Below are 12,244 nucleotides of genomic sequence, written 5' to 3' on the forward strand. Positions count from 1 at the left end.
ACAATTCATCAAACTTTATACTAATAGATTAAACTTTTTTAAATATAATAATGAAAGAAAAAAAATTAGACCTCAATTCAATTATTGGTTTTGTATTGATTTTTGGAATTTTGCTTTGGATAATGTACCAAAACAAACCAGATGAAAAAGCTATTGCTGCAGAAAAAGCGCAAAAAGAATTAGTAATTAAAGAGGCTAAAGCCAAAGAATTATCTGATAAAACTGTAGCAACGGCTACCGTAGCAGTTGCAGCTACTGGGGATTCAACACAATTGGCTCAATTGCAAAAATCATTAGGTAATTTTGCTTATTCAGCTACACTTCCTTCTGCTAAAGCAACGTATACAACTATCGAAAATGAATTTGTAAAATTAAGAATTGCAAATAAAGGGGGATATATTGTTGAAGCAACTTTGAAAAATTTCGAAAAATTCAAGAAGGGTTCAGGTCAATTAGTTGAATTGATAAAAGACAATAATGCCGATTTAAATGTTCAATTGTTGACAAGTGACAACCGTACTTTAAATACCAAAGATTTGTATTTTGAACCAACACTTACAAAAGTGGGAGCAGATCAAATACTTTCTATGAAATTGAAAGCGGGAGCAAATGAATTTTTGGAATACAAATACATATTGAAACCAAACGATTATATGGTTGGTTTTGATATTCGTTCGCAAGGATTGAATAAAGTTTTGAATACGGCTAAACCGTTGGATTTAGAATGGAATTTAAAAACTTTCAGAACGGAAAAAAGTATCGCTTACGAAGATCGTTACACTTTATTGAATTATGAATATGGCGATGAAAAGTTTAACAATGTAGGAGACGGAAAAGACAAAGAAGAAACACCTGAAAATGTCAAATTTATTGCATTCAAACAGCACTTTTTCAGTACTATATTATTGACAAACACTCCGTTCTCAAAATCTACGTTGAAATCGCATAAATTAGTTGTTGATGAGAAATTAGATACTACCTTTATTAAACAATTTAATGCAAAAGTGCCATTAGCATTTACAAATGGTGAGATAGATTATAAAATGAGTTGGTATTTTGGACCATCAGATTATAAAACATTAAAGGCATACGATAAAAACTTAGAGAAAATTATTCCTTTAGGTTGGGGTATTTTCGGATGGATTAACAAATTTGTGTTTATTCCATTATTCGGATTCTTAAGTTCTTACATTGCTTATGGTATTGCGATAATTATTTTTACAATTATTATCAAAATTGCGATGTCGCCTATTACTTATAAATCATTTCTGTCTCAGGCCAAAATGAAAGTATTACGACCTGAAATTACGGAGTTGGGGGAAAAATTCAAAAAAGATCCAATGAAGAAACAACAGGAAACGATGAAATTGTACAATAAAGCTGGGGTGAATCCTATGGCAGGATGTATTCCGGCATTGATTCAGCTTCCTTTTATGTATGCTTCGTTTCAGTTTTTTCCATCGGCTTTCGAGTTAAGACAAAAAAGCTTCCTTTGGGCAGACGATTTATCTTCTTTTGACCAAGTTGTAAAATTACCTTTCCATGTTCCTATGTATGGAGATCATATCAGTTTATTTCCAATATTGGCTGCAATTGCTATTTTCTTTTATATGAAAATGACCTCTGGAGATCAACAAATGGCAGCTCCACAACAAGAAGGAATGCCGGATATGGCAAAAATGATGAAATACATGATTTATATTTCGCCAATTATGATGTTGATTTTCTTTAATAGCTATGGTGCGGGTCTAAGTTTGTATAACTTTATTTCCAATTTGATTACAATAGGAATAATGTTTGTGATTAAAAACTATATTGTTGATAGTGACAAAATACATGCACAAATTCAGCAGAACAAATTGAAAGAGCCCAAAAAACAAGGTAAGTTCCAACAAAAACTTCAACAAGTTATGGAACAAGCTGAAGCTCAAAAAGCAAAAGACAAAAAGAAATAAAAATAAAAAAATCTCGATATGTTTCGAGATTTTTTTATTTAAATGTAATTTAAGCTATCCAAATCCGTTAAGATATAAAGGTAATTATGAAATAAATATCATCGTAATTAAGATGGAAACACTAATGATGATATGTGAACTACATAATATGACCGATAAAAAACAATAAATGTAAACACATGAAAACATTTTGTAAAAAAGGAATATTTGTTTTGTTTTTTTTGAATGTATTTTGTCTTCAGGCGCAAACAGATTTCAATAAACTAGATGAAAAAGGAAAAAAACATGGATTGTGGAAAGGGTTTTATGAAGAATCAAAAAGACCAAAATATCAAGGGACTTTTGTACATGGTAAAGAGGTTGGAGTTTTTAATTTTTATGATGATACCAAAGCAAAATCCATAATTGCCACGAGAGAATTCAATGCCAAAGATAATTCTGCATCTACTATATTCTATGATCAGGACAAAAATAAAGTAAGCGAGGGCAAAGTGATAAATAAATTGTTTGAAGGTCCTTGGAAATATTACCATCAAGCCTCCAAGAAAATTATGGCAACCGAGAACTATAAACTAGGAAAGCTGGATGGTCTGAGAAGTGTTTATTATCCTAATGCTAAGATTGCAGAACAAATCAATTATAAAAACAATTTGAAAGAAGGGGTTTATAAAAAATATACTGAAAATGGAATTGTACTTGAAGAATCTATTTTTAAGAATAACGAGTACAACGGATTAGCAGTTTTTAAAGATACGGATGGGAATATTGTTTCAAAAGGTCAATTTGTAAATGGAAAAAAATCAGGTGCTTGGCAGTTTTTCGAAAAAGGAAAACTAGTCGAAACAATCAATATGAGTAAGCCTGAAAATGCAACAAAATCCAAAAACAATTAACTTTGGACTTAATAAATCTTTTGTAACTTCGCATCCTTATAAAATTATAATTTTTTGAAGATGAAGCGTGTTGTTGTAGGACTTTCTGGAGGTGTAGATTCAAGTGTTGCTGCTTATTTGTTGCAACAACAAGGGTATGAGGTTATAGGTCTTTTTATGAAAAATTGGCACGATGATTCAGTGACTATTTCTAATGAATGTCCGTGGCTTGAAGATAGTAATGATGCACTTTTAGTAGCCGAAAAATTGGGAATTCCTTTTCAAACGGTAGATTTAAGCGAACAATACCAAGAGAAAATCGTTGATTATATGTTCAGCGAATATGAAAAAGGTCGAACTCCAAATCCAGATGTACTTTGTAATCGCGAAATAAAATTTGAAGTTTTTATGAAAATTGCAATGAGTCTTGGTGCGGATTATGTGGCAACAGGTCATTATTGCAAGAAAAGTGAAATCGAAGTTGACGGTAAACCCGTTTATCAATTGTTGGCCGGAGCAGATAATAACAAAGATCAATCTTATTTTCTTTGTCAGTTATCACAAGAGCAATTGGCAAAATCGTTGTTTCCAATTGGTGAATTAACGAAGCCAGAAGTCCGTGAAATTGCGGCTCAAATGGATTTGGTTACTGCCGAAAAGAAAGATTCTCAAGGATTATGTTTCATAGGGAAAGTGCGTTTGCCTGAATTTTTACAACAAAAATTACAACCTAAAGAAGGATTAATTATTCAAATCGATAAAAATAGTCCTGTTTACAATTTAGATATTGCACAAGGATTGTCTATTGAAGATGAATTAGTGCTTGAGGCAAAAAAGATAGATTATATTCCAGAAATGGGAAAAGTAGTAGGAAAGCACCAAGGTGCTCATTATTTTACAACAGGTCAGCGAAAAGGATTGAATGTAGGAGGAACAACAGATCCTTTATTTATAATTTCCACAAATGTGGTAACTAATACAATTTATACTGGATTAAGCAGTCAGCATCCTGGATTGTTTAAAAAAGCATTGTTTGTTGAAAAATCGGAAGTACATTGGATTCGAAAGGATTTGGCTTTAGCCAATGGCGAAACAATGGATGTAATGGCAAGAATTCGTTACAGACAACCTTTGCAAAAAGCCACTTTGCATCCGTTTGAAAACGGAATGTACGTTTCGTTTGAAGAACCACAATCTGCGATAACTGAAGGACAGTTTGTAGCTTGGTATTTAGGCGATGAATTAGTTGGTTCGGGAGTTATTTCTTAGTTTAGTACTTTAATTATGAAAAGCAGTAAATCATAGCTTTCTTAAACTAAAATCATAACATGGATTCTAAAATAATAGAGTGCGTTTAAGAGAAACAAAGTTTTTATGGCACAATAACAAATTAACGATGAGAAATTTCTACCTACTTCTTTTGATTTTTGCGACTGCAACAGTTTTTTCTCAAGAGCAAGACGCCTGGGTGTATTTTAATGCAAAGCCTAATGCTCAGTTTTATATTGACACCCCATTGCAAATGCTTTCGCAAAGAGCTTTGGATCGAAGAACTACTCAAAAGATAGTTATAGATTCTAAAGATATTCCTTTAGAGAAATCCTATGTTAATCAGGTTAAAACTGTTTCTGGAATTTCTGTTATGGCTAAATCAAAATGGCTGAATAGTATTCATGTGCGTGGTACACAAGCAGCAATAAATTCATTAAAAACATTTTCATTTGTCGATAAAATAGATTTTGCAGACAAATCGCTGAATATAGCTGGAAAAATTGCAAAGGCAAAAAAGATTAGGACCTCCGATAAAAGTAACAAAACTAAAATTGATTATGCTTATGGAACCTCGGCTAATCAAATACAGATGTTGAATGGACAACAATTACACCAGCAGAATTATACGGGTTTAGGTAAAATAATAGCAGTTTTAGATGCCGGTTTTCCAGGAGTAAATACCGTACAACCTTTTCAAAGATTAAAAGACAACAACAAAATTTTAGGAGGCTATAATTATGTATTAAGAAACCTTGATTTTTACACCGGAGTTTCACACGGAACATCCGTTCTTTCAACCATGGGCGGTTATAAAGAAGGTTTATTAGTAGGAACAGCACCAGACGCTTCTTACTATTTATTTATTACAGAAGATGATACTTCTGAAAATCCAATTGAGGAGTCACTTTGGGTGGAAGCTGCAGAAAAAGCAGATAGTTTGGGAGTGGATATCATAAATACCTCTTTGGGTTATTTTGAATATGATAATACGGCATATAGTCACAAGTATAGTGAAATGGATGGTAAAACAACTTTTATATCACGTGGTGCTGAAATTGCGTTTAGTAGAGGGATGATTATTGTAACAGCAGCGGGTAATTCTGGGAATTCAGCAAATCCGTATATTGGAGCACCCGCTGATGCAGTTTCTGTAATTGCTGTTGGAGCTGTAAATTCTGCAAAATCATTGGCTTCATTTAGTTCAATAGGACCTTCAAGTGACAATCGAATAAAACCGGATGTTATGGCACAAGGCCAATCTGATGTTTTGTCTGATGCACTAGGTAATATTGTGACAGCAAACGGGACTTCATTTTCCAGTCCAATTATGGCAGGAATGGTTGCTTGTTTTTGGCAGGCTTTTCCACTGAAAACTAATAAGGAAATCAGAGATTTAATTATAAAATCAGGAGATAGATACGCAACGCCTAACAATCAATATGGTTTTGGTATTCCAAATTTTAGTTTGGCATTGACACTTTCGGTGGACGCTTTCTCAAAAAATGATTTCATACTCTATCCAAATCCAGTAAATGATTCCATTTCCATTTCTCTGCCAGGAGGTCACGATAAAGGATCATTTTTTATTTATACTGCTTTGGGGCAAAAAATATTAGATAATGATATTACCAGTCAGACATCAAATATTTCTTTGGAATCCCTTGACAAAGGAATCTACGTTTATAAATTAGAGTCGGGTGTTTTTTCTAAAACGGGAAAAATAATAAAGCAATAACCTACAATTAAACAGATGAATAGAATTACAGAGCTCTTCAAAATTAAATATCCTGTTATCCAAGCCGGAATGATTTGGAACAGCGGTTATAAATTAGCGAGTGCAGTAAGTAATGCGGGTGGTTTAGGTATAATAGGTGCAGGTTCCATGTATCCCGAAGTTTTACAGGAACATATTCAAAAATGCAAAAAAGCCACACAAAAACCTTTTGGTGTTAACGTTCCAATGCTATATCCCAATGTCGAAGAAATAATGAAAATTATAGTCGATGAAGGCGTTAAAATTGTTTTTACATCGGCGGGAAACCCAAAAACATGGACTTCTTTTTTGAAAGAAAAAGGCATAACAGTTGTACATGTGGTTAGTAGTTCTGTTTTTGCATTAAAAGCGGAAGCGGCAGGTGTTGATGCCATAGTTGCTGAAGGATTTGAAGCTGGAGGGCACAACGGAAGAGACGAAACGACCACTTTTACATTGATTCCAATGGTAAAAGAACATATCAAAATTCCTTTAATCGCTGCCGGAGGCATTGCAACGGGTCGCGGAATGTTAGCGGCAATGGTTTTAGGTGCTGATGGCGTTCAGGTCGGGAGTAGGTTTGCCGCTTCAGTAGAATCTTCAGCACATGAAAATTTTAAGAAGACGATCATAACGGTTAAAGAAGGCGACACACAACTAACTTTAAAAGAATTGGCTCCTGTTCGATTGATTAAAAATAAATTTTATCAGGATCTTCAAGAATTGTATGAGAAATGTCCAACAACAGAGGAGTTGTCTCAGTTTTTGGGAAGAGCAAGGGCAAAAAAAGGTATGTTTGAAGGGGATTTAATCGAAGGAGAGTTAGAAATAGGTCAAGTTGCGGGACTAATTCACGAAATAAAACCAGCGGCAGAAATACTTTTGGAAATAATGAATGATTTTGAAGATGCTAGAAAAGAGGTAACTAAATTCGACTTTTAATTAATACACAATGACTAAAACAAAATTATTTATTATACTGCTTTTTTTTGGTTTAGGATTGCAACAGTCTTATAGTCAAAATTATAAATTTAAAACATCAGGTTTTAGCGTTTTAGAAAAAAACGAAAAAGGCAAGTGGGGAAAATGGTCTGATTTAGGGTTGGTCAATATCTTAGTATCATTAGATACTAATAAAGATAGAATCGTTATATATTCTCAAGCCATTCAATTGTTTGAAATTATCGATTATCAGCCAACAGAAGAAAATGATACAGATATAGTCTATTCGTTTACTTGTAAAGATAATAATGGAGAAGATTGCACACTTTCAATTATTACAAGAAAAAAGCAAGATAATAGAAAACAACTTTATGTCAATTATCAAAATAGGATTATAGTCTATAATATTTTCAACATGTAATAATAAAAAAAGTCAGTATGAGGGACTTTTTTTATTTAAGAAATATTAAATGTCTTTTTGATGTACTGCCCTAGTCAATATCCTTAATAAAGTCATCGTACTCTTTGTAAAAAAGCTCTAAAGAATTCATCTTTTCATTGTAAAAGTCAAAGATATCGTCCCAGTATTTTCGATTACTGACGCTGACATCTAATTTTTCAACCCAAATTCGGCTAATCGTTTTGCCATTTTCAAGAATGAATTCTTTTTCGAATACTAAATCTTTGATGAATTCCTCTTCCAGTATATTTTTCAGTGCTTCTATTTTCTCAAAATAAGCAACTCGTTTTTCGTCACTGCGGTGCTCAATATCAATTAACACAAGTGCCTTTTTATTATCAACATAAAATTTAAAAGAGAAATCTTTAATTTTTGTATCATAAAGCACCCATTTTCTCGGATATTTATCTGCGAATGTCACCCAGAATTCTCGCTTTAATTTTTGAGTTTCTTCTTTACTATACATTTTAATGGCTTTTAATATAGAAAATTAGCATTGCGTTATTTTCTAAACTATATTTATATTATCTTTTGTGGTGCAAAAATAGACTTTGATTATGGATTTTCATGAATTTTTAGAATATGTTCCTAAATTAATGACAGCAGAACTTCCTGCAGAAGTCTCGCATATCAAAATGGCGCCATTGGAACGAATTGAAAGTTTGAAAAATTTTGACATTGGAATAAAAAAGCCAAAAATTGCTGCTGTCATGATGTTGTTTTACCCAAAAAACGGAATAACACATTTGGTACTTATTGTCCGAAATTCTTACAAGGGAGTACATTCTGCTCAAATTGCATTTCCCGGTGGTAAATATGAACCTCAAGATGGAATTTTCGAGAATACAGCACTGCGAGAAACCCATGAAGAAGTTGGGATTCACCCCAATAGTATGGAAATTATCAAGACTTTTACGCCAATGTATATTCCACCGAGTGATTTTATGGTTCATCCTTTTTTGGCTATCTGCAAGGAAGAAATTGTTTTTATTCCCGATACTAAGGAGGTTGCAAACATCATTGAATTGCCTCTAACAGTTTTTTTGAGTGATACAATTATTACTGATGCAAAGCTGAATACATCTTACGCAAATGATATAACTGTTCCAGCTTTTAAAATTGAAGAGTACATCGTATGGGGAGCTACGGCCATGATGTTGAGCGAGTTGAAAGATGTTTTAAGAGATGTTTTAAATTCCTGATTTTATTTTTTTCTAGAATTGAAATTGATACGGAAGTACAAAAATAAATTTCGTATTATTGCAGACCTAATTCACAGAAAAACACACAAATTTATGGGATTGTTTAAGAGAAATCCTTTTGGTCATATACTATTTATAAAGAAATTCTTAATTCGTGTTTTTGGAGTTATTACTCACAGACGTTATAGAGGATTTAATGAATTACAGATTGAAGGATCCGAGATTATAAGAAATTTACCTGATGCCAATGTTCTTTTTATATCCAATCACCAAACCTATTTTGCTGATGTCGTAGCGATGTTTCATGTTTTTAATGCAAGTTTGAGCGGACGTGACGATACCATCAAAAATGTTTGTTACATGTGGCAGCCCAAAATGAATATTTATTACGTTGCGGCCAAAGAAACAATGCAGGCAGGTTTGTTACCAAGAATTATGGCTTATGCAGGGGCAATTTCTGTAGAACGAACTTGGCGAGCAAAAGGAGTTGATGTGCACGAGAAGAAAAATATTAATCCAGATGATACCGAAAATATTAGAACAGCGCTAAAAGACGGTTGGGTAATAACTTTCCCTCAAGGAACCACTAAATCTTTTAAACCAGTCCGAAAAGGCACGGCTCATATTATCAAACAGCACAGACCTATTGTTGTACCTATTGTGATAGACGGTTTTCGACGCTCTTTTGACAAAAAAGGATTGCGCATGAAAAAGAAAGGAATTTTGCAGTCGTTTATTATCAAAGAACCTTTAGATATTGATTACGATAATGATACCATCGATGAAATAGTTGAAAAAGTAGAATATGCTATCGAGCAACATGCGTCCTTCCTGAAAGTAATTCCTTGCGAAATTATAAGAGAACAAGAAGAGCTAAATAAATTCCGAAAATGGGAATATTAAAAAAAAAAGAGGCCTAAAAGCCTCTTTTTTTATAAATCGATTTTCTTTAGTTCCGTATAGTTTTCTGTAAGTTTACTCAAGAATCTACCATATAATAATTTGTAAAACAGCCAGATTAAACCCATTATTAATAATGCCACAAAAAACAAAGTAATATAATTTACTTCCATAAGCTCTTTTGCATTTTTGGAATTACCAGAGTTGTATCCTTCATTAAACCCTTCTATTCCGCTCAAAGCTCCCGTAAAACCTCCAATAAAAATATTCCAATAAATATAGTAAGTTACAATTTTTCTGGTTTTCAGAATGTGTTTTATGAGTGTTCTTGAAGATTGAAGTACTGAAATTGTTTTGTAGTTTCTATAAAAACAATAGATAAATACGATAATTACCAAATAATTAAATTTTTCTAAAAAGTTGATAAACGGATGCAAACGCAAAAACTCATCATAGGTTTTATCATTCAGAGCAAATGCAATTCCATTTAATACAATAAATTCTAAGATGCTTACAATCAAAATCCACTTCACTATTGAAGATGATTTTTTATGTATCATTTTGTAAATCTCAATTTCCGAAACCTGTTCAAAAGAATCCGTGTTCTTTTGCCAATCTTTTTTCAATAAATCCAGCTCTTTCATATTCCTAATGGATTTAATATTTTTTTTAATTTCCCTTTTATTCTGTTCATTTTCACCCTCGAATTCACTTCACTAATTCCTAATGTTTCGGCTATTTCCTGATAATCCTTATCTTCAAGATACATAAAAATCAATGCCTTTTCGATATCATTCAGTTGGTAAACCGCTTTGTACATTAGCTTAATCTGCTCTTCTTCTTCATAATTGTACTCCACATCATTAAGGAAATGCTGTCGTCCTTCGAACTCAATAGTTGCAATTGAGCGCTTACTTTTTCTATATAAAGTGATTGCCGTGTTCAACGCCACACGATAGGCCCAAGTAGAAAATTTGCTGTCTCCTCTAAATTTAGGGAACGCTTTCCACAACTGAATCGTGATTTCCTGAAACAAATCCTTGTGTGCATCATCACCATTAGTATACAACCTACAAATCTTGTGGATTATATTCTGATTTTCCTGCAACTGCTTAACAAAAGACTGTTCTAGATTGTCACTCATATATACGTTAGTAATCCAAAAGTGGATTTTGTTACAATATTAATAATTTTTAGGAGCAGAAACACTTCAATCCATAATAAACATCCCTCCCGCTGTACATTTCAATCTTTATTTTCTGAAAAAATCAGAAAAATAAAGGATTTCCATTTCCATCGGGGCTAATTTACACGTTTAGTTTTTTTAAAACCTTTTCCAAAAAACAAAAATTTCGATACTATTTGATGAAATTCAACATTAAAAAACATTGTATCTTTGAGTACCAACAAATCAGAATTTTTTTAAACATGAACATTCCACAATCAAAAAATCCCAGAATAGTCATTATAGGAGGAGGTTTTGCAGGTATTGCATTGGCCCGACAATTAAAAAATAAAAATGTGCAAGTCGTTCTTTTAGACAAACACAACTACCATACTTTCCAACCTTTGTTATATCAAGTCGCCACGGGCGGGTTAGAGGCAGGTTCTATTGCTTATCCAATTAGGAAAGTCATACAGGAATATGATGATTTCTATTTCCGACTGACTTCTGTAGAAGAAATAGACACTAAAAACCAAAAAGTCATTGCCGAAATTGGCGAATTAAGTTATGATTATCTGATCATTGCCACGGGGTCTAAAACCAATTATTTTGGTAATAAAGAAATAGAACGCAACAGTATGGGCATGAAAACCATACCACAATCATTAAATATTCGCAGTCTTATTCTCGAAAACTTCGAACAAGCGGTTCTTACCACTGATGTGGCAGAGCGTAATAGCCTTATTAATTTTGTACTCGTAGGTGGCGGGCCAACAGGAGTAGAGCTTGCCGGTGCTTTGGCCGAAATGAAAAAAGCCATTCTGCAAAAAGATTACCCCGATTTGGATATTGATAAAATGGAAATCAATCTCATTCAAAGCGGAGACAGAATCCTAAACACAATGAGTGAAAAATCTTCAATTGCCGCCGAAAAATTTCTGGATAATTTGGGCGTCAAAATATGGAAAAATGTTCGGGTAACTAATTATGATGGACGAACCATTACTACCAATTCTGATTTGACATTTGAAACCGGAACCGTAATTTGGACTGCTGGAGTTCAAGGAGCATTAGTTGCTGGATTGGATGCCAAATCGTTGGTAGAAAAAGTAGAACGAATTCGAGTAAACGAATACAGTCAGGTGATAGGTTACGGCAATATTTTTGCCGTTGGCGATATTGCGTCAATGGAAAATGAAAATTATCCACAAGGACATCCTATGATGGCGCAACCTGCCATGCAACAAGGTAAATTATTAGGTAAAAACATCATAAAATTAATTAGAAAACAGCCTATGGAAGCTTTTGAGTACAATGACAAAGGTTCAATGGCTACAATAGGAAGAAACAAAGCCGTAGTAGATTTGCCAAAATATCATTTCAGCGGCATATTTGCATGGTTTGTGTGGATGTTTGTGCATTTGTTCTCCCTAATTGGATTCAAAAACAGAGCGGTAGTTTTCCTCAATTGGGTATACAACTACATTCGCTTTGACCGTGAAGGACGATTGATTATCCGACCGTTCAAAAAGAAAAGTTTTACTACGTTTACCAGTGATGAAGTGTAAAAAACCGGACTTATTATCGCTGTAATTGCATTCTTACATCGCTGATAATCAGCGTTTAAACGTCTGTGATATCATTCTTACAATATGTTGATTTACAATATTTTAACAAAACTATATGATTTGTAAGTATTTGATAATCAATTATTTAGTTTATT

Annotated in this window: 12 protein-coding genes; 9 read left to right on the forward strand and 3 right to left on the reverse strand. The window is 33.2% G+C overall.

Annotation, left to right across the window (positions count from 1 at the left end; genetic code table 11):
* The first annotated feature begins 50 nt into the window (after positions 1 to 50).
* The 6 genes from yidC (at position 51) to ACFX5F_RS05100 (ending at position 7,215) form a co-directional block, all read left to right on the forward strand.
* Positions 51 to 1,955, forward strand: a complete 1,905-nt coding sequence (gene yidC, locus ACFX5F_RS05075; protein ID WP_379850535.1) for a membrane protein insertase YidC — start codon at positions 51 to 53, stop codon at positions 1,953 to 1,955.
* Positions 1,956 to 2,134: 179 nt separating this feature from the next.
* The gene (locus ACFX5F_RS05080) at positions 2,135 to 2,848 is read left to right on the forward strand and encodes a toxin-antitoxin system YwqK family antitoxin (RefSeq protein ID WP_379850537.1); all 714 of its coding nucleotides are present in this window, start codon (positions 2,135 to 2,137) and stop codon (positions 2,846 to 2,848) included.
* 60 nt (positions 2,849 to 2,908) lie between these two features.
* The gene (gene mnmA / locus ACFX5F_RS05085) at positions 2,909 to 4,096 is read left to right on the forward strand and encodes a tRNA 2-thiouridine(34) synthase MnmA (protein ID WP_379850540.1); all 1,188 of its coding nucleotides are present in this window, start codon (positions 2,909 to 2,911) and stop codon (positions 4,094 to 4,096) included.
* 127 nt (positions 4,097 to 4,223) lie between these two features.
* A complete protein-coding gene (locus ACFX5F_RS05090; protein ID WP_379850542.1) occupies positions 4,224 to 5,834 on the forward strand; it encodes a S8 family serine peptidase in 1,611 nt (536 codons plus the stop codon).
* 15 nt (positions 5,835 to 5,849) lie between these two features.
* Positions 5,850 to 6,794, forward strand: a complete 945-nt coding sequence (locus ACFX5F_RS05095) for an NAD(P)H-dependent flavin oxidoreductase (RefSeq protein WP_379850544.1) — start codon at positions 5,850 to 5,852, stop codon at positions 6,792 to 6,794.
* A gap of 10 nt (positions 6,795 to 6,804) precedes the next feature.
* Positions 6,805 to 7,215 (forward strand): hypothetical protein, encoded by a 411-nt coding sequence (locus ACFX5F_RS05100; RefSeq protein WP_379850546.1) that lies wholly within the window; start codon positions 6,805 to 6,807, stop codon positions 7,213 to 7,215.
* 70 nt (positions 7,216 to 7,285) lie between these two features.
* On the opposite strand, the gene ACFX5F_RS05105 is transcribed toward ACFX5F_RS05100, so the two are convergent.
* Positions 7,286 to 7,720, reverse strand: a complete 435-nt coding sequence (locus tag ACFX5F_RS05105; RefSeq protein ID WP_379850548.1) for a DUF4268 domain-containing protein — start codon at positions 7,718 to 7,720, stop codon at positions 7,286 to 7,288.
* A gap of 91 nt (positions 7,721 to 7,811) precedes the next feature.
* Between ACFX5F_RS05105 and ACFX5F_RS05110 the strand changes: the two genes are divergently transcribed.
* A complete protein-coding gene (locus ACFX5F_RS05110; protein ID WP_379850549.1) occupies positions 7,812 to 8,456 on the forward strand; it encodes an NUDIX hydrolase in 645 nt (214 codons plus the stop codon).
* A 93-nt stretch (positions 8,457 to 8,549) separates the two neighbouring features.
* A complete protein-coding gene (locus tag ACFX5F_RS05115; protein WP_379850551.1) occupies positions 8,550 to 9,359 on the forward strand; it encodes a lysophospholipid acyltransferase family protein in 810 nt (269 codons plus the stop codon).
* Positions 9,360 to 9,388: 29 nt separating this feature from the next.
* Here the strand turns inward: ACFX5F_RS05115 and ACFX5F_RS05120 are convergent, their stop codons facing one another.
* Positions 9,389 to 10,000: a DUF8845 family protein gene (locus ACFX5F_RS05120; protein WP_379850553.1), complete on the reverse strand. Its 612-nt coding sequence runs from the start codon at positions 9,998 to 10,000 to the stop codon at positions 9,389 to 9,391.
* A complete protein-coding gene (locus ACFX5F_RS05125) occupies positions 9,997 to 10,500 on the reverse strand; it encodes an RNA polymerase sigma factor (RefSeq protein ID WP_379850555.1) in 504 nt (167 codons plus the stop codon). The genes ACFX5F_RS05120 and ACFX5F_RS05125 overlap by 4 nt, the downstream gene beginning before the upstream one ends.
* A gap of 284 nt (positions 10,501 to 10,784) precedes the next feature.
* On the opposite strand from ACFX5F_RS05125, the gene ACFX5F_RS05130 reads away from it, so the two are divergent.
* Positions 10,785 to 12,089, forward strand: a complete 1,305-nt coding sequence (locus ACFX5F_RS05130) for an NAD(P)/FAD-dependent oxidoreductase (RefSeq protein WP_379850557.1) — start codon at positions 10,785 to 10,787, stop codon at positions 12,087 to 12,089.
* Positions 12,090 to 12,244: the final 155 nt, after the last annotated feature.

Source organism: Flavobacterium zhoui (assembly GCF_042787235.1).
Lineage (GTDB): Bacteria > Bacteroidota > Bacteroidia > Flavobacteriales > Flavobacteriaceae > Flavobacterium > Flavobacterium zhoui.

Bases quoted from the DNA above. Each gene is read 5' to 3' on its own strand.
- ACFX5F_RS05115 (WP_379850551.1), top strand. From the start codon at position 8,550: ATGGGATTGTTTAAGAGAAATCCTTTTGGTCATATACTATTTATAAAG.
- ACFX5F_RS05090 (WP_379850542.1), top strand. From the start codon at position 4,224: ATGAGAAATTTCTACCTACTTCTTTTGATTTTTGCGACTGCAACAGTT.
- ACFX5F_RS05095 (WP_379850544.1), top strand. From the start codon at position 5,850: ATGAATAGAATTACAGAGCTCTTCAAAATTAAATATCCTGTTATCCAA.
- ACFX5F_RS05080 (WP_379850537.1), top strand. From the start codon at position 2,135: ATGAAAACATTTTGTAAAAAAGGAATATTTGTTTTGTTTTTTTTGAAT.
- ACFX5F_RS05100 (WP_379850546.1), top strand. From the start codon at position 6,805: ATGACTAAAACAAAATTATTTATTATACTGCTTTTTTTTGGTTTAGGA.
- ACFX5F_RS05125 (WP_379850555.1), bottom strand. From the start codon at position 10,500: ATGAGTGACAATCTAGAACAGTCTTTTGTTAAGCAGTTGCAGGAAAAT.
- mnmA (WP_379850540.1), top strand. From the start codon at position 2,909: ATGAAGCGTGTTGTTGTAGGACTTTCTGGAGGTGTAGATTCAAGTGTT.
- yidC (WP_379850535.1), top strand. From the start codon at position 51: ATGAAAGAAAAAAAATTAGACCTCAATTCAATTATTGGTTTTGTATTG.
- ACFX5F_RS05105 (WP_379850548.1), bottom strand. From the start codon at position 7,720: ATGTATAGTAAAGAAGAAACTCAAAAATTAAAGCGAGAATTCTGGGTG.
- ACFX5F_RS05120 (WP_379850553.1), bottom strand. From the start codon at position 10,000: ATGAAAGAGCTGGATTTATTGAAAAAAGATTGGCAAAAGAACACGGAT.
- ACFX5F_RS05110 (WP_379850549.1), top strand. From the start codon at position 7,812: ATGGATTTTCATGAATTTTTAGAATATGTTCCTAAATTAATGACAGCA.
- ACFX5F_RS05130 (WP_379850557.1), top strand. From the start codon at position 10,785: ATGAACATTCCACAATCAAAAAATCCCAGAATAGTCATTATAGGAGGA.